This is a genomic window from Streptomyces sp. CY-1 (genome assembly GCF_047218265.1).
Classification (GTDB): Bacteria; Actinomycetota; Actinomycetes; order Streptomycetales; family Streptomycetaceae; genus Streptomyces; species Streptomyces niphimycinicus.
The window spans coordinates 8,061,227-8,076,888 of record NZ_CP178393.1 but is presented as its reverse complement, the minus strand read 5'-3'; the positions used below and the strand labels follow the sequence as shown (position 1 = coordinate 8,076,888).

Here is a 15,662-nt window from a genome sequence, read left to right as displayed (position 1 = left end):
CTCACCTCGGGCCGGGCCTTACGCCGTCGGCTCAGCCGGATGTGAGCGAGCAGCCCGCCAGGGCGTCGAGACCGGAGGGGGCGGTCGAGCCCTGGCGGGAGAAGGAGAGTTCGATGCGGTCGATCGTCGAGGCCCGCTTGTCCTTCAGCGGGCCCAGGATGGCGTTCTGCACGAAGTTGGGGCCGCCCTCGCCCTGACTGGCGCCGAGCCGCTTGTTGGCCTCGTCGAGCTGCGTCTGGAGCAGCGCGATATTGCGGTCCACCTCGGCCTGGGCGGCGGCCGGTACGCCGCTGATCTTCGAGGCGACGTCCGGGCAACTGATCGTCTGGCCGGAGCCCGCGTCGGCCCCGCCGCCCTGTTCGGCTCCCCCGCCCTGCTCGGCCCCTCCGCCCGCGGGCTCGGAGGCGGGGGCGGTCGGGGTCGCGCCGCTGTCCGCCTCGCCGCCCGCGCCGGTGCCGGTGCCCGCTCCCGCCTCACCTCCCGAGAGGGTGCACTCGGCGAGCGCGTCCAGCCCCGTCGGCTTCTCGGCGCGCCGTCCGATGGAGATCGCGATGCGGTCCAGGGTGGACTTCCGCTTGTCCGCCAGGGGACCGAGGATGGCGTTCTGCACGAAGTTGGGGCCGCCCTCGCCCTGGCTGGCGCCGAGCCGCTTGTTGGCCTCCGCTAGCTGCGTGTCCAGCAGGGCGAGGTTGCGGTCCACCTCGGCCTGGGCCTGCGCCGGGATCTCCGGGAGGGAACCGGCGACGGCGGGGCAGCTTATGGTCTGGGCGGCCTTGGTCGACGCCTTGGCGTCGCCGCCGTCGTCGTCCTGATCGGCCATGGCGGCTCCCACCACGACGGCCGCACAGGTGATACCGCCGATCGCGCCGGAGACGAGGATTCTCCGGCGGTGCAGTAACGGAAGGCCACGCGACATCTGATCACTCACCTCGTTGAGGTCGGACAGGGGGTGTGTCTCGCGACGCGCCCTCTCCCCCTCGGAGCGTCACAAGGTCTCGCGCCCATGAGTACGGCCTGTGTGGCCGGTGTGTTCACCGTGTCGCGGGAAATCCCCGAAGCGGCCCCCGGAAAACGCCGAAGGGGCCCGGGGGCCCTGCCCCGGGCCCCTTCGGACCTTGTCTCCTGCCGTCGCGCGACGACGGCTCAGCGGACCTCGGAGATCTCCGGGCCGCGCTGGAGCCGGTCGGCGCCGCCCGCGAACCGCGAGCCCTGCGCCTCGTCCTGCTGCACCCCGTCGGGCACCATCTGCGCGTCGTCCGGCAGCTTGAGGACGATCGGGTCGCGCGGGGCCATCGGGCCCTCGCCGCGCACCACGACCGTGTCCCGGAAGATCGCCTCCAGGAGGCTGCCGGTCTCGGGCTGCACCGCGCCCTGCCCGGAGATCACACCGCGCAGGAACCAGCGGGGCCCGTCCACACCGACGAAGCGGACCACCTGCACACCGTTCTTGCCGTCCGGGAGCTGCACCGGGACCTGGGCGCGCAGCTCCCAGCCGAGCGGGCCCTCGACCTCGTCGACGACCCCGCCCTGTTGGGTGATGCCGGTGGCGATCTCGTCGCGCACCTCGCCCCAGATGCCTTCCTTCTTGGGCGCTGCGAAGCCCTGGAGCTGCACGGCGCTGTCCCGCAGCACCACGGTCGCGGCGACGATCGCGTCCCCCGCGACCTCCACCCGCAGCTCCATGCCCTCGACGCCGGGTACGAACAGACCACCGAGGTCCACCCGGCCCTCGCCGGGCTCGCGCACCTCGGACACGTCCCAGGGGCCCTCGGGGCGCGGGGCCGGCGGCAGGCTCACCCGGCCGGCCTCCACGGGTGCGGCGGTGTCCTCAGCGCCGTCCGCGTCCTCCGCGTCCTCGGCCAACTCGTCGGAGGTCACGTCGAGCGACTCGACGTCCTCCTTGCTGCGCTTGCGGCGACGTCCGAACACGTCATCGTCCTTCCCGGTCGGAACCGACCGAAGCGTATCCATTCCCACCCGTTGTGCCGTCCACGGCGGCATGACCGCCGGTGGACCCGAAGCCCCCTTCGGCCCGCGCCGACCCGGAAAGCTCCGCCACCTCCTGGAAGCGCACCTTCTCGACCTGCTGGACGACCAATTGGGCGATCCGGTCGAAGCGCTCGAACCGCACGCTCTCACGCGGGTCCAGATTGACCACGATCACCTTGATCTCTCCACGGTACCCGGCATCGATGGTCCCCGGGGCATTCACCATGGCTACGCCGCAGCGCGCGGCAAGTCCGGACCGTGGATGCACGAAGGCGGCATACCCCTCCGGGAGCGCGATAGACACTCCGGTGGGCAGAACCGCGCGCTCCCCCGGAGCCAGCTCGGCCGCCTCGGTGGTGACCAGGTCGGCCCCCGCGTCGCCGGGGTGGGCGTACCCGGGGATCGGCACCTCGGGGTGCACCCTGCGGATCGGCACGTCGATGGGCAGCGGACTCATGGGTTCACCTCGAAAGCGCGCGCGACCTTCACCTGGTCCGGATCGGCGAGCGCCGCGTCGATCTCCTCCGCCCGGCCGTTCTCGACGAAGTGGTCGACCCGCACCTCTATGAAGAGGGCCTGCGCCCGCAATGCGACGGGGCCGTCCGGAGCGCCGAGCCGGCCCGTGGCCGAGCAGTAGACCTTACGGCCGTGCACGGCGGTCACCCGTGCCGCCAGATGCAGCTCGGTGCCGACCGGCACGGGCCGTACGAAGTCGGTCTCCAGCCGCCCGGTCACCGTGATCACCCGCTGGAGCCAGTTGAGCGACCCGAGCGTCTCGTCCAGCGCCGCGGCCAGCACCCCGCCGTGGGCCAGGCCCGGCGCGCCCTGATGGCCGGTGCCCACCGTGAACTCTGCGGTGACGCTCACGCCCTCGCCCGCCCGCGCGATCAGCCCCAGGCCCCCCGGCTGATCGCCGCAGCCGAAGCACTGGTCGTAGTGCGCCCCGAGGGGCTTCCCGGGCGCGGGCGCGTCGGGATGGCGCACGGGTGCCGTGGCACCCTCCGGCGGCGTCAGCCCTGTCGTTCGTCCAGTCACAACGGCTGACCTTACCCGCGAGAACAGTCCGGTTCGGCGGCCATGCCAAGCTGATACGCATGCAGCCTTACGAAGAACGCCTCAGCGCGCCCCGTTCCTGGTGGTTCATCGCCGTTCTGATCGGGGTCTCCGTGGGGTTGATCATGCTGCCGTTCGGCACGCTGCCGATGCTCGGCGGGCTGATCGGCGGTGCGGCGCTGGCCTGCGTCGCGGTGAGTTCGTACGGGTCGGCCCGGGTGCGCGTGGTGGCGGACTCGCTGGTGGCCGGCGAGGCGCGGATCCCGGTGTCGGCTCTGGGGACCCCGCAGGTGCTGGACGCCGACGAGGCGGCGGCCTGGCGGAGCTACAAGGCCGATCCGCGGGCGTTCATGCTGCTGCGCAGCTACATCCCGACCGCGCTGCGGGTGGAAGTCACCGATCCGGAGGACCCGACACCGTATGTGTATGTGTCCACACGGAACCCGGAGGCGCTGGCCGCCGCTCTCACGGCCGTGCAACCCGCCTGAGCGGGGCGCGCGAGGGGCTTACCCCTCCAGGCGCAGCGGAAGGTCCCAGGGGACCTGCTTGGCCCGCAGATCCTTGCGGACCTTGCGTGCGAGCCTCTTGGTGTCGCGCCGGTTCATCGCGGCACCCACGGTCGCGCCGACCATGAAGGGCATCAGGACCGGCATGTTCCGGAAGCCGCGTCTGAGGACCTGCTGCCGCAGCTCGCGCCTCATCTGGACGCCCAGGGCCGCGTTGACGCTCGCCGGCTGGGCGACGTCGATACCGCGCTCCTCGGCCCAGCAGCCGAGATATCCGATGGCGCGCTGGCGCACCGTACCGGGCGCCCGCACGCCGTAGACCTCGTGCAGCTCGGCGATGAGCTTGAACTCTATGGAGGCCACGCAGACGATCTCCGCGGCCAGCTCGGTGGGCATGGCGGGCGGGGCCGGCAGCATCGCCGCTGCACCGACGCCCGCGCCCACTGTGGCGGTGCCGCCCGCGGCACCGGCCACCAGTTTGTCCGCGAGCTCTTCGGGGCCGAGCCCCGGGAACTGCTTGCGCAGCGTCGCGAGATCGCGGACCGGAATGCGTGGAGCATTGGCGATGATCCGGTCGGCGACCGCGTAGACCCCCGCTCTCGCGCGCTCACCGCCTCTTCGCACACCGCGGCCGAGGCTGGTCGCGAGCGAGGCCATCCGGCCTCGCTCGGCCTCGTCCACGTCGTCGTGCTCCGCCTCCACGCCGACCCCGCGGCTCAGGCCGCGCAGTCGCGGCAGATCGGCTGGCCGTTCTTGGTCTCGGCGGCCAACTGGCTGCGGTGGTGCACGAGGAAGCAGCTCATGCAGGTGAACTCGTCCGCCTGACGAGGCAGCACCCGGACGGACAACTCCTCATTGGAGAGGTCCGCACCGGGCAGCTCGAGTCCCTCGGCCTGCTCGAACTCGTCGACGTCGACGGTGGACGCCGACTTGTCGTTCCGCCGGGCCTTCAGTTCCTCGATGCTGTCCTCGTTGACGTCATCGTCGGTCTTGCGTGGGGTGTCGTAATCCGTTGCCATGTCGCTCTCCCCCTCTGGGTGTCTGTGGTGTCTCCAGCGCACGTAACGCGTGAGAGGCCGGACTTGTGCCCGACCCGAGGCGGAGATTTTGCCTCACATCAAGGTCTGTTACTCAATCGACACCCAACCGCACCCCTGAAGAGGTGATCGGGTTGGATGGCCATCGGGACCGTACACGGTCCGAATGTCGCACTCGCATGCGCCATGACGTGTACTTCCCGTGATCACGGTCCCCGAAAACCCGGATTTTCCCGGCTTTCCGTCAACCGTGACGATCACGCAGAGTATATGGCCGGAAAATCGCCCATGTGATCGATCACACAGCCTACCTCGGGCGGGCGGATCACGAAAATTCCGCCCAAAGCGAACACCTCCCGGGCAGGCCCCCGGCCTCGGGTTTCCCGGTGTCAGACCGGGAGTACCACCCGCATCACCAGGCCACCTCCCTCACGCGGCTCCGCCGCGATCCTGCCGCCGTGGGCGCGCGCCACGGACCGCGCGATCGACAGCCCGAGGCCGACGCCCTTGTCGCTGCCGGTGCGCTCGGTGCGGAGCCTGCGGAAGGGTTCGAAAATGTTGTCCATCTCGTAGGCGGGGACCACCGGACCGGTGTTCGCCACCACCAGCACGGCCTGGCCCGGCCGGCTCTCGGTGGTGACCTCCACCCAGCCGTCCTCCGCGATGTTGTACCGCACCGCGTTCTGCACGAGGTTCAGCGCGATCCGCTCGAGCAATACTCCATTGCCCTGGACCACCGCCGGAGCGCGCCGGCCGCGCAGCTCCACGCCCTTGCCCTCGGCCTCCGCCCGGACCTGCTCCATCGCCTGGGAGGCCACCTCGGCGAGATCCACCGGCTTGCGGTCGACGATCTCGTTGTCGCTGCGGGCCAGCAGCAGCAGCCCCTCCACGAGCTGCTCACTGCGCTCGTTGGTGGCCAGCAGGGTCTTGCCGAGTTGGACCAGTTCCGGGGACGCCTGCGGGTCCGAGAGCTGCACCTCCAGCAGGGTGCGGTTGATCGCCAGCGGGGTGCGCAGCTCATGCGAGGCGTTGGCGACGAACCGCTGCTGGGCGGTGAACGCCCGGTCCAGGCGCTCCAGCATCTCGTCGAAGGTGTCGGCGAGCTCCTTGAGCTCGTCGTCCGGGCCGTCCAGCTCGATCCGGCGGGACAGGTCCGAGCCCGCCACCTGGCGCGCGGTCCGGGTGATCCGGCCGAGCGGCGAGAGCACCCGCCCGGCCATCGCGTAGCCGAAGGCGAAGGCGATCACGGACAGCCCCAGGAGGGCTATCAGGGAGCGGCGCAGCAGCCCGTCCAGGGCCAACTGGCGCTGCTCCTTCATGCAGGTGTTCAGGACCGCGTTGAACTGGTCCGGGCTGCTCTGGCCGATGATCTCGGGGCAGGTGTTGTTGGTCGGCTGGACACTGCCGCCGACCAGTTTGAACGGCAGCTCGTTGCCGACGTGCAGGGCCTGGGCGGCCAGCAGGTAGATGATCGTCAGCAGCACCACCCCGGCGATCAGGAACATCCCGCCGTACAGCAGGGTGAGCCGTATCCGGATCGTGGGGCGCAGCCAGGGGTTGGGGCGCGAGGCGCCCTGCGGGTCCCAGCTCGGCTTGGGCGGTGCCGTCGGCGGCAGCGGGGTCGGAGTCGTCGCCATGCCGGATCAGATCCGGTAGCCCGAGCCGGGGACGGTGACGATCACCGCGGGCTCGCCCAGCTTGCGGCGCAGGGTCATCACGGTCACCCGCACCACATTGGTGAACGGGTCGGTGTTCTCGTCCCACGCCTTCTCCAGAAGCTGCTCCGCGGAGACCACGGCGCCCTCGCTGCGCATGAGCACCTCCAGGACCGCGAACTCCTTCGGCGCGAGCTGGATCTCCTTGCCGTCCCGGAACACCTCGCGGCGGTTGGGGTCCAGCTTGATCCCGGCGCGCTCCAGGACGGGCGGCAGGGCGACGGTCGTCCGGCGGCCGAGCGCCCGCACCCGCGCGATCAGTTCGCTGAAGGCGAAGGGCTTGGGCAGATAGTCGTCCGCGCCGATCTCCAGGCCCTCCACGCGGTCGCTGACGTCGCCGGAGGCGGTGAGCATCAGGACCCGGGTGGGGATGCCGAGTTCGACGATCTTGCGGCAGACGTCGTCGCCGTGCACGAGGGGCAGGTCCCGGTCGAGGACGACGACGTCGTAGTCGTTGACGGCGATGCGCTCCAAGGCGGCGGCTCCGTCATACACGACGTCGACGGCCATGGCCTCCCGGCGTAGTCCGGTGGCCACCGCATCGGCGAGCAGTTGCTCGTCCTCGACGACGAGTACGCGCACGTCGTTAGTCCTTCCTTGATTGCCGCACTGGGCATGATCTCGCCAAACTCGATGAGTGTTCGGCGCCTCCATCCTGCCTCGAAGTCTCATAAACCGGCGGTAAGAGGGATCGCCCCGGGATCCCGGAGCCCGATCATGGACGCGGTGGTGGGGGCGGCAGCGGCTGGAACGCCGAATTCAGATTCTTTCGGGCCCGAGGTTTCCGCCCAGGACGGGGTGGGGAGGACGACTGCACACCCGCGATCACGCCTTGTCTCCGGCATCTCTGACCCTCATTGCCGTCGGCAAGGGCCACGCACGTGATCGTCCCGCCGTCGGCACACCCCCGTGCCACCGACCCACGACGAGGGGGCGCACATGGACGCGTTCACCGCAGGCATTCTGCAGCGCATAGAGAACACCAAGACCGATCTCATTCGCGCCCGTGAGACGGGCGACGATTTTCTTGTGGACGTGGAGCAGTCGGAGCTGGAAGACCTCCGTCGCCTCGCCGCCGAGCACGGCGTCGAAGTAAGCGCCTCGTTTGCTTGATCCCTTGTGGATTCCGGACCCGATCCAGATCCGGATTCCGCTCCATGTAGCCGATTCCCATTCACCTCCGGATGGTGATCCAGAAAGCATCCGGTAACCACGCCGAAGCGCCCCGGTGTCCTCGTGACTCCGGGGCGTTTCCGTGTGTGGGCGGTGGGTGTGGAACGGGGGCATGTGGACCGGGAGCGCGCGGCCCCGGGGGCGTGCGGCCCCGGGGGCGTGCGGCCCCGGGGGCGGGATCAGTCGTGCCAGGCGCCCAGGTCGTCCAGAAGCCCCCTCAGCGGCTCGAAAAGGCCGGGGGCGGCGGCGATGGTCAGCTCCGTGGAGGCAGGGACGCCAGGCCGCCCTCCGGTGAGCGCGCCCGCCTCGCGCGCTATGAGCGCACCGGCCCCGAAGTCCCAGGGGTTGAGCCCGCGCTCGTAGTAGCCGTTGAGCCGCCCGCAGGCCACATCGCACAGATCGATGGCGGCCGATCCGCCGCGCCGGATGTCCCGCACCCGCGGCAGCACATCGTTGAGCACCCTGGCCTGCCCGATGCGGCGCTCGCGCACATACCCGAAGCCGGTGCCGATCAGCGACTCCTCCAGCGGGGCCGCGGGACGGCAGTGCACCGGCTCCCCGTTCAGCCGGGCGCCCTGGCCCAGGACCGCCTGAAAGGTCTCGCCGCGCATCGGGGCGATCACCACCCCGACGACCGTCTCGCCGTCCTGCTCGGCGGCGATGCTGACCGCCCACGACGGCAGGCCGTAGAGGTAGTTCACCGTGCCGTCGAGCGGGTCGATCACCCAGCGCACCCCGCTGCTGCCCGCGCTGTCGGCGCCCTCCTCCCCGAGCACGCCGTCCAGTGGGCGGCGGCGCGCGAGGAGGTCGGTGATCAGCTTCTCGGCGGCGATGTCCATCTCGGTGACGACGTCGATCGGGCTGGTCTTGGTGGCCGCCACCCCGAGGTCGGCCGGGCGGCCGTCGCGCAGCAGGTCCCCCGCGCCACGGGCGGCCTCCAGCGCCGTCTCGAGGAGTTCGGTCATGAGCGGGTCGGTCATCGTGCTCCTTAGCGGATTGCCCGGACGGGCGGCGGCGGTGGCGGGGCGGGGACGCTCAGTCCGAGCCCGCGGCGGCGGGGCGCGGCGAGCGGGCCGGACAGCAGCCCACCGGGCATACGTCATGGCTCGGGCCGAGGGCGCCCAGGGCGCAGCGCTCCGGGGCGGCCGCGGCCCGGTCCTCGGCGAAGCGCTCGGTGGCCGCGCGCTCCAGCACCAGATCGCGCACGGCGGCGGCGAACCGCGGATCGGCGCCGACGGTCGAGGCGCGGGAGACCGGCAGCCCCAGCTCGGCGGCCTTGGCCGTGGCCTCGGTGTCGAGGTCGTACTTGACCTCCATATGGTCCGAGACGAAGCCGATCGGGACCATGACGACGGCGGGCACGCCCTCGCCGTGCAGCTCCTCGAGGTGGTCGCAGATGTCCGGTTCCAGCCAGGGGATGTGCGGCGCTCCGCTGCGCGACTGGTAGACCAGCCGCCAGGGGTGCGGGGCGCCGGTCTCCTCGCGCACCGCGTCGGCGATCAGCCGGGCCACATCGAGGTGCTGGGCGACATACGCGCCGCCCTCCCCGTCCTCCGTGTGCGCCTCCACCGGGCCCGAGGTGTCGGCGGCGGCGGTCGGGATGGAATGCGTGGTGAAGGCGAGATGGGCCCCGGCGCGGCGGTCCTCGGGCAGCTCGGCGAGGGCGGCCAGCGTGGCGTCCACCATGGGCCGTACGAAGCCGGGGTGGTTGAAGTAGTGCCGCAGCTTGTCGACGCGCGGCAGCGGCAGCCCCTCGCCCTCCAGCGCGGCCAGGGCGTCCGCGAGGTTCTCGCGGTACTGGCGGCAGCCGGAGTACGAGGCGTAGGCGCTGGTGGCCAGCACCAGGATGCGGCGGTGGCCGTCGGCGGCCAGCTCACGCAGGGTGTCGGTCAGATACGGCGCCCAGTTGCGATTGCCCCAGTAGACCGGCAGGTCCAGGCCGTGCTCGGCGAAGTCCTTGCGCAGCGTGTGCAGCAACTCGCGGTTCTGCGCGTTGATCGGGCTGACCCCGCCGAAGAGGAAGTAATGCCGGCCGACCTCCTTCAGCCGCTCGCGGGGGATGCCCCGCCCGCGCGTGACGTTCTCCAGGAACGGCACCACGTCCTCGGGGCCTTCCGGCCCGCCGAAGGAGAGCAACAGCAGTGCGTCATAAGGGTCGGGGGAAGGCTGTACTGACTGATCCGGCATGCTTCCGATCCTGCCACCAGCCGCTGACAGGCGGGAAACGGCCCTGCGCGAACCAGCGACCTGCCCGTAATCTGTATCAGCTCGTACGATCCTTACCCTGCTCACGGCGGAGCCTGCCTTGCCCAGTACCAGCCCCTATCGTGCGATCTTCGCCGCCCCCGGAACCAAGGAGTTCTCCGCGGCCGGCTTTCTCGGGCGGATGACGCTGTCCATGGCGGGCATCGGCGTGGTCACCATGGTCTCCGAACTCACCGGCCGGTACGGGCTCGCGGGCGCCCTGTCGGCCATGCTGGCGCTCTCCGCCGCCTGCGTCGGCCCGCAGATATCCCGGCTGGTCGACCGGCACGGCCAGCGCCGGGTGCTGCGCCCGGCGACCCTCGTGGCGCTCACCGCCGTCTGCGGGCTGCTGCTGAGCGCGCACCGGGGCTGGCCGGACTGGACGCTGTTCGTCTTCGCCGCCGGGGCCGGCTGTGTGCCCAGCGTGGGCTCCATGGTGCGGGCCCGCTGGGCGGCGATCTACGGGGACTCCCCGCGCGAGCTGCACGCCGCGTACGCCTGGGAGTCCATCGTCGACGAGGTCTGCTTCATCCTCGGGCCGGTCATCTCGATCGGGCTGTCCACCACCTGGTTCCCGGAGGCGGGCCCGCTGCTGGCCGCCTGCTTCCTGGCGGCCGGGGTCTTCTCGCTGACCGCGCAGCGGGCCACCGAGCCCGTACCGCATCCGCGCGGGCAGCACACCGGCCGTTCGGCGCTGCGCTCGCGCGGGCTCCAGGTGCTGGTGGTCACCTTTGTGGCGACCGGCGCGATCTTCGGGGCGATCGACGTGGTGACGGTGGCCTTCGCCGAGGACGAGGGCCACAAGGGCGCGGCGAGCCTGGTCCTGGCGGTGTACGCGCTGGGCTCCTGTCTCGCGGGCGCGGTCTTCGGGCTGCTGCGGCTGAGCGGATCGGTGTCCCGTCGTTGGTTGTGGGGTATTTGTGCGATCGCCGTGAGTATGATCCCGCTCCAACTGGTCGGGAACCTGCCGTTCCTGGCCGTGGCGCTCTTCGTCGCGGGCCTGGCCATCGCACCCACGATGGTCACCACCATGGCCCTCGTCGAACGCCATGTACCACGCGCGCATCTGACCGAGGGGATGACCTGGGTGAGCACCGGGCTCGCGGTCGGGGTGGCGCTCGGCTCGTCGGCCGCCGGATGGGTGGTGGACGCGGCCGGCGCCCGGGCGGGGTACGCGGTGCCGGCCGTGGCCGGGGTGTTCGCGGCGGCGGTGGCGTTCCTCGGGTACCGCCGGCTCCGGCCGGCGCCACAGCGGGAGGGGTCGGGTGCGGATGGCCGTCAAGACCATGAAGACCGTACGGAGCAGCGTGTGGCGTAACTGGGCGGGGAATGTGACGGCCCGCCCGGTGCGGAGCGTCGCGCCGTCGTCCACTCAGGAGCTGGCCGAGGTGGTCCGCCGGGCCGCGGCGGAGGGGCTGAAGGTGAAGGCGGTGGGCTCCGGGCACTCCTTCACCACCACGGCCGCCACCGACGGGCTGCTGATACGCCCCGACCGCATGGCGGGCGTGCGCGGGCTGGACCGCGAGGCGGGGACCGTGACCGTGGCGGCCGGCACCCCGCTCCGGCAGCTCAACGAGACGCTGTCGGCCCATGGGCTGTCGCTGGCCAATATGGGCGACATCATGGAGCAGACCGTGGCCGGGGCGACCGCCACCGGCACCCACGGCACCGGCCGGGACAGCGCCTCGATCGCCGCCCAGATCAAGGGTCTGGAGCTGGTGACGGCGGATGGTTCGGTGCTGCGCTGCTCGGCGGCGGAGAACCCGGAGATCTTCGCGGCCGCCCGGATCGGGCTCGGCGCGCTGGGCGTGGTCAGCGCGATCACCTTCGCCGTGGAACCGGAGTTCCTGCTCACCGCGCGCGAGGAGCCGATGCCCTTCGACCGCGTCATGGCCGATTTCGAAAGGCTCGTGGCCGAGAACGAGCACTTCGAGTTCTACTGGTTCCCGCACACCGGCAACTGCAACACCAAGCGCAACAACCGCAGCACCGGACCCGCCGCCCCGGTGGGCCGGGTCAGCGGCTGGGTGGACGACGAGCTGCTGTCCAACGGCATCTTCCAGGTGGCCTGTTCGGTGGGCCGGGCGGTCCCCGCCACCATCCCCGGAATCGCCAAAATCTCCAGCCGCGCCCTGTCCGCCCGGACCTACACGGACATCCCTTACAAAGTCTTCACCTCTCCGCGCCGAGTGCGCTTCCTGGAGATGGAGTACGCCGTGCCGCGCGAGGCCGCGGTCACCGCGCTGCGCGAGCTCAAATCGACCGTCGACCGGTCCGGACTGCGGGTCAGCTTCCCGGTGGAGGTGCGCACCGCGCCCGCCGACGACATCGCGCTGTCCACCGCCGCCGGGCGCGAGACCGCGTACATCGCCGTCCATCTGTACCGGGGCACCCCGCACCGGGCGTACTTCACGGCGGCCGAGCAGATCATGATCGCCCACGGCGGCCGTCCGCACTGGGGCAAGCTGCACAGCCGCGACGCCGGCTACCTGTCCGGGGTCTATCCGCGGTTCGGGGAGTTCACGGCGGTACGCGACCGGCTGGACCCGGACCGGCTGTTCACCAACGACTATCTGCGGCGGGTGCTGGGCGACTGACGCGTCACTGCCCGCCGGTGGCGCCGGGCGTGGGCGTGGCGTCGCCGGAACCGTCCGTTCCGCCCTCCGTGGCACCGCCGGACGGGGTCCGGGACGGGCCGGGGGTGGCGGGCGCGGAGGTGCCGGGCGCGGTCGTGCCGCCGGTGCCGCTCTCGGGACCGGAGCCCTTGCCGGACCCGGACGATCCGGGCGAACCGGGCGTCGGTGCGGTCGACGCGTCGACCGCACCGCCCCCGTGGGAGGTGCGCGGGGACGGTGTCTCATCCCCGCCGCCCCGGGAGGGGCTCCGGGACGGGGCGGCCGGGCCGCGGCGCGAGGGGCCGGGGGTGGACTCCGACCCGGAGGAACCGCCCACGCTGTCGCTGACGGTGGTTCCGCCCCGGCTCTCCCCCCAGACGTTGGACACCGGGCCTCCGGAGAACATCTCGATCCCCGTGATGACGCTCATGGCGAGGACGAAGACCGCCAGCGCCCCGAGGACATGGCGCCGCCTCCCGCGCAGCCGGGTGCCGTGCGTGGTCGGCTCGCCGTACGTACCGGGGGCCGCCGCCACGCGCGGGGGCGTGAGGGGCCCGGTGGGCCGCCGGGGCCCCGTCTGGACCCGCACCTCCTTGATCTGCTCACCGGTGCAGTGGAACAGGTGCTGGAAGACGGTGCCGCCCGCGGTCGCCACCACGCTCATCACACCGGCGCCCAGGATCGTCCCGTAGACGCCCAGTTTGGAGGCGAGCACCGCGGCGGCGATGGCCGCCAGCGCGCTGCCGGCCACCTGGGCCACGCTCAGCTCCATCCGCCCGCTCTTGTGTTGTCGGTCGCCGTCGGCGTTGCCCTGCATCTCCCGCCTCGCTTGGACATTCGTTCCAGCCTGCTGGGAGAAGTGACCGATAAACGAAGCAGATCGTTCCGATTCTGTCGTTTCTGTGAAACTTGCCACCCAAATTGGGCCTCACTTCGAAGGATTCAGGCTCCGATCCCCCTTCCGGCCATGAACTCGGCTGGCGTGCCGCTCCACCCGAGCGGCCCGAATGGAGTACTGTGGCGAGCCCTGGCCCCGCTTTCCCGTCCGGCCGCCCGGACCCAGCGGGAGGGGTCAGAGGGCGGCAACCAACCGGCCCGGGCAACTCGGCAAAGTTGTGGCAGGCTGCACCCGGGCAGGCCACACTCGTCTAGCGGGAGAGCAGCGACGCAACCGTGACGTCGGCAGGCACCACCCGGGAGGTCCCCATGCCCGAACTGCGTGTCGTGGCCGTCAGCAACGACGGCACACGGCTGGTGCTCAAGGCTGCGGACAGCACGGAGTACACGCTTCCCATCGACGAGCGACTGCGCGCCGCGGTGCGCAATGACCGCGCTCGGCTCGGCCAGATCGAGATCGAGGTCGAGAGCCATCTGCGGCCCCGTGACATCCAGGCCCGTATACGTGCCGGCGCCACCGCCGAAGAGGTCGCGCAGATGGCGGGCATCCCTGTCGACCGCGTGCGGCGCTTCGAGGGCCCGGTGCTGGCGGAGCGCGCCTTCATGGCCGAGCGCGCCCGTAAGACTCCCGTGCGCCGCCCCGGCGAGAACACCGGACCGCAGCTCGGCGAGGCCGTGGCGGAGCGGCTGCTGCTGCGCGGCGCCGAGAAGGACACCACGCAGTGGGACTCCTGGCGGCGCGACGACGGCACCTGGGAGGTGCTGCTGGTCTACCGGGTCGCCGGTGAGCCGCACTCGGCGAGCTGGACCTACGACCCGCCCCGGCGGCTGGTCCAGGCGGTGGACGACGAGGCGCGGGCGCTGATCGGCGAGGCCGACGACACACCCGAGCCCAGCTTCCCGTTCGTGCCGCGGATCGCCCGGCTGCCGCGCGACCGGGATCGGGACCGCGACCGGCCGTCGTCCGAGCGCTTCGACGACGACTCCCCGGTGGCCACGCCCGCGTCCGCCTCGCTGGACGACGGTCTCGGTGAACGGGACTCGCTCACCAGCCTGCTGGAGGCCGTGCCCAACTTCCGGGGCGATATGGTCGTGCCGGAGGCGCCGGTCGCGTCGGCCGCTCCGCCGGAGGAGCCCGACGAGGAGCCGGAGGCCGTCGAGCCGCCCGCCTCCGCGGCCAGCGCGGGTTCGGCGTACGCGGATGTGCTGATGCCGCGTTCGGTGGCGGGCCACCGGGACCGGCTGACCGGTACGACGGACCGGCAGGCGGAGGCGGACGGCGTCCGCCCGGGCCGCCGGGCCGCGGTGCCGAGCTGGGACGAGATCGTCTTCGGCACCCGCCGCAAGAAGCAGGAGTAGCAGCGGAGGAAGCCGCCGGCCGCACCACGGCCGGCGGCGGCCGATCCGGGCCCCGCCACCGCACGCCGGTGGCGGGGCCCGTCGGCGTGTTCAGCCCCGCTCGGGGCCCGTGGCCACCGGACGGCCGCCGTCCGAGGACCATTCGCTCCAGGAGCCGACGTACAGGGCCGCCGGAACGCCCGCCACGGCCAGCGCCAGGACCTGGTGCGCGGCCGAGACCCCGGAGCCGCAGTACACCCCGACCTCGGCGTCCTCGGTGGCACCCAGGGCCGCGAACCGCTCTGCCAGCCGGTCGGCGGGCAGGAAGTGCCCGTCGGCGGTGACGTTCTCCACCGTGGGGGCGGAGACGGCGCCCGGGATATGGCCGCCGACGGGGTCGATGGGCTCGACCTCGCCCCGGTAGCGCTCGCCCGCGCGCGCGTCCAGCAGCACCCCGCGCCGCGCGAGCGCCGCCGCGTCGTCGGCCTCCAGCAGCGGCAGGGCCCCGGGCCGCGGGACGAAGTCGCCCTCGGGCGCGTCCGGTTCATCGGTGGTCAGGGCGCCGCCGACCGCGGTCCAGGCGGACAGACCTCCGTCCAGCACCCTGACGGACGGATGCCCCGCCCAGCGCAGCAGCCACCACGCGCGCGCCGCGGCCCACCCCTGTCCGCCGTCGTACGCCACTACGCGCCGGTCCTGGCTCACCCCGGCCCGGCGCATCGCGGCCGCGAACGCGGAAAGATCGGGCAGGGGGTGACGGCCGGTCTTCCCGGGCGGGGCCGCCAGCTCGGTGTCGAGATCGACGTAGACGGCACCGGGCAGATGCCCCGCCTCGTATGCGGGGCGGCCAGGCGGCCCGCCGAGTTGCCAGCGCACATCGAGCAGGAGCGGAGGCTGCTCCTCCGCCAGCTCACTCATGAGATCGGATGCGGTGATGATGGCATGCATAGGAACCATCCTTGCGTAGATATCTCTGCGTCGATTGGACCACCCGGTCACCCGGTGTACGTCCGAGTGACACCAGAGCGCAATGAAGCCGAAACGGACGTGCGGTAGTAATTCAGACATTCTGCTGCGGGGCATGGCGAATTGCGG

17 protein-coding genes are annotated in these 15,662 nt (G+C 71.8%); 5 read left to right on the top strand and 12 right to left on the bottom strand.

Annotated elements, in window-relative coordinates; translation table 11 throughout:
* Positions 1-31: 31 nt before the first annotated feature.
* The 4 genes from ACK1X7_RS34745 to ACK1X7_RS34730 all read right to left on the bottom strand — a co-directional run bounded on the left by ACK1X7_RS34745 (position 32) and on the right by ACK1X7_RS34730 (position 3,024).
* Positions 32-916: a hypothetical protein gene (locus ACK1X7_RS34745; protein WP_413116105.1), complete on the bottom strand. Its 885-nt coding sequence runs from the start codon at positions 914-916 to the stop codon at positions 32-34.
* 227 nt (positions 917-1,143) lie between these two features.
* Positions 1,144-1,929, bottom strand: a complete 786-nt coding sequence (locus ACK1X7_RS34740; protein ID WP_093465219.1) for a DUF3710 domain-containing protein — start codon at positions 1,927-1,929, stop codon at positions 1,144-1,146.
* A 1-nt stretch (position 1,930) separates the two neighbouring features.
* Positions 1,931-2,446 (bottom strand): dUTP diphosphatase, encoded by a 516-nt coding sequence (gene dut / locus ACK1X7_RS34735; protein ID WP_413116104.1) that lies wholly within the window; start codon positions 2,444-2,446, stop codon positions 1,931-1,933.
* On the bottom strand, positions 2,443-3,024 hold the full coding sequence (locus ACK1X7_RS34730) for a PaaI family thioesterase (protein WP_385144152.1): 582 nt from the start codon (positions 3,022-3,024) through the stop codon (positions 2,443-2,445). The genes dut and ACK1X7_RS34730 overlap by 4 nt, the downstream gene beginning before the upstream one ends.
* A 59-nt stretch (positions 3,025-3,083) precedes the next feature.
* Between ACK1X7_RS34730 and ACK1X7_RS34725 the strand changes: the two genes are divergently transcribed.
* Positions 3,084-3,530 (top strand): DUF3093 domain-containing protein, encoded by a 447-nt coding sequence (locus ACK1X7_RS34725; protein ID WP_361494881.1) that lies wholly within the window; start codon positions 3,084-3,086, stop codon positions 3,528-3,530.
* 18 nt (positions 3,531-3,548) lie between these two features.
* On the opposite strand, the gene ACK1X7_RS34720 is transcribed toward ACK1X7_RS34725, so the two are convergent.
* The 4 genes from ACK1X7_RS34720 to ACK1X7_RS34705 form a co-directional block, all read right to left on the bottom strand.
* Positions 3,549-4,250: a hypothetical protein gene (locus tag ACK1X7_RS34720; RefSeq protein ID WP_385144150.1), complete on the bottom strand. Its 702-nt coding sequence runs from the start codon at positions 4,248-4,250 to the stop codon at positions 3,549-3,551.
* Positions 4,251-4,264: 14 nt separating this feature from the next.
* Positions 4,265-4,567, bottom strand: coding sequence for a DUF4193 domain-containing protein (locus ACK1X7_RS34715; RefSeq protein ID WP_009714537.1), 303 nt, complete (start codon positions 4,565-4,567; stop codon positions 4,265-4,267).
* A gap of 407 nt (positions 4,568-4,974) precedes the next feature.
* Positions 4,975-6,222 carry a sensor histidine kinase gene (locus tag ACK1X7_RS34710; RefSeq protein WP_361494879.1) on the bottom strand — a complete coding sequence of 416 codons (1,248 nt, stop codon included), beginning with the start codon at positions 6,220-6,222 and terminating at the stop codon, positions 4,975-4,977.
* Positions 6,223-6,228: 6 nt separating this feature from the next.
* Positions 6,229-6,882 carry a response regulator transcription factor gene (locus ACK1X7_RS34705; protein ID WP_014055413.1) on the bottom strand — a complete coding sequence of 218 codons (654 nt, stop codon included), beginning with the start codon at positions 6,880-6,882 and terminating at the stop codon, positions 6,229-6,231.
* A gap of 357 nt (positions 6,883-7,239) precedes the next feature.
* On the opposite strand from ACK1X7_RS34705, the gene ACK1X7_RS34700 reads away from it, so the two are divergent.
* Positions 7,240-7,413: a hypothetical protein gene (locus tag ACK1X7_RS34700; protein WP_014055412.1), complete on the top strand. Its 174-nt coding sequence runs from the start codon at positions 7,240-7,242 to the stop codon at positions 7,411-7,413.
* 239 nt (positions 7,414-7,652) lie between these two features.
* Here ACK1X7_RS34700 and ACK1X7_RS34695 read toward each other — a convergent pair whose 3' ends face one another.
* Together ACK1X7_RS34695 and ACK1X7_RS34690 are read right to left on the bottom strand one after the other, a co-directional pair.
* Positions 7,653-8,453, bottom strand: coding sequence for an inositol monophosphatase family protein (locus ACK1X7_RS34695; RefSeq protein WP_385144148.1), 801 nt, complete (start codon positions 8,451-8,453; stop codon positions 7,653-7,655).
* A 55-nt stretch (positions 8,454-8,508) separates the two neighbouring features.
* On the bottom strand, positions 8,509-9,660 hold the full coding sequence (locus ACK1X7_RS34690; protein ID WP_385144146.1) for a ferrochelatase: 1,152 nt from the start codon (positions 9,658-9,660) through the stop codon (positions 8,509-8,511).
* Between the two features lie 118 nt (positions 9,661-9,778).
* Here ACK1X7_RS34690 and ACK1X7_RS34685 point away from each other — a divergent pair, with 118 nt between their 5' ends.
* Positions 9,779-11,035, top strand: a complete 1,257-nt coding sequence (locus ACK1X7_RS34685; RefSeq protein ID WP_385144144.1) for an MFS transporter — start codon at positions 9,779-9,781, stop codon at positions 11,033-11,035.
* Positions 10,989-12,314 (top strand): D-arabinono-1,4-lactone oxidase, encoded by a 1,326-nt coding sequence (locus ACK1X7_RS34680; protein ID WP_385144142.1) that lies wholly within the window; start codon positions 10,989-10,991, stop codon positions 12,312-12,314. The genes ACK1X7_RS34685 and ACK1X7_RS34680 overlap by 47 nt, the downstream gene beginning before the upstream one ends.
* Before the next feature lie 4 nt (positions 12,315-12,318).
* Here the strand turns inward: ACK1X7_RS34680 and ACK1X7_RS34675 are convergent, their stop codons facing one another.
* On the bottom strand, positions 12,319-13,149 hold the full coding sequence (locus tag ACK1X7_RS34675) for a hypothetical protein (RefSeq protein WP_413116103.1): 831 nt from the start codon (positions 13,147-13,149) through the stop codon (positions 12,319-12,321).
* 356 nt (positions 13,150-13,505) lie between these two features.
* On the opposite strand from ACK1X7_RS34675, the gene sepH reads away from it, so the two are divergent.
* Positions 13,506-14,588, top strand: coding sequence for a septation protein SepH (gene sepH, locus ACK1X7_RS34670; RefSeq protein ID WP_398159942.1), 1,083 nt, complete (start codon positions 13,506-13,508; stop codon positions 14,586-14,588).
* A gap of 90 nt (positions 14,589-14,678) precedes the next feature.
* On the opposite strand, the gene ACK1X7_RS34665 is transcribed toward sepH, so the two are convergent.
* Positions 14,679-15,515 carry a sulfurtransferase gene (locus tag ACK1X7_RS34665; RefSeq protein WP_385156443.1) on the bottom strand — a complete coding sequence of 279 codons (837 nt, stop codon included), beginning with the start codon at positions 15,513-15,515 and terminating at the stop codon, positions 14,679-14,681.
* Positions 15,516-15,662 lie beyond the last annotated feature (147 nt).

Excerpts from the sequence above, each read along its gene's own strand:
- ACK1X7_RS34745 (WP_413116105.1), bottom strand. The coding sequence starts at position 916 with ATGTCGCGTGGCCTTCCGTTACTGCACCGCCGGAGAATCCTCGTCTCC.
- dut (WP_413116104.1), bottom strand. The coding sequence starts at position 2,446 with ATGAGTCCGCTGCCCATCGACGTGCCGATCCGCAGGGTGCACCCCGAG.
- ACK1X7_RS34725 (WP_361494881.1), top strand. The coding sequence starts at position 3,084 with ATGCAGCCTTACGAAGAACGCCTCAGCGCGCCCCGTTCCTGGTGGTTC.
- ACK1X7_RS34715 (WP_009714537.1), bottom strand. The coding sequence starts at position 4,567 with ATGGCAACGGATTACGACACCCCACGCAAGACCGACGATGACGTCAAC.
- ACK1X7_RS34710 (WP_361494879.1), bottom strand. The coding sequence starts at position 6,222 with ATGGCGACGACTCCGACCCCGCTGCCGCCGACGGCACCGCCCAAGCCG.
- ACK1X7_RS34700 (WP_014055412.1), top strand. The coding sequence starts at position 7,240 with ATGGACGCGTTCACCGCAGGCATTCTGCAGCGCATAGAGAACACCAAG.
- ACK1X7_RS34695 (WP_385144148.1), bottom strand. The coding sequence starts at position 8,453 with ATGACCGACCCGCTCATGACCGAACTCCTCGAGACGGCGCTGGAGGCC.
- ACK1X7_RS34690 (WP_385144146.1), bottom strand. The coding sequence starts at position 9,660 with ATGCCGGATCAGTCAGTACAGCCTTCCCCCGACCCTTATGACGCACTG.
- ACK1X7_RS34680 (WP_385144142.1), top strand. The coding sequence starts at position 10,989 with ATGGCCGTCAAGACCATGAAGACCGTACGGAGCAGCGTGTGGCGTAAC.
- ACK1X7_RS34675 (WP_413116103.1), bottom strand. The coding sequence starts at position 13,149 with ATGCAGGGCAACGCCGACGGCGACCGACAACACAAGAGCGGGCGGATG.
- ACK1X7_RS34665 (WP_385156443.1), bottom strand. The coding sequence starts at position 15,515 with ATGCATGCCATCATCACCGCATCCGATCTCATGAGTGAGCTGGCGGAG.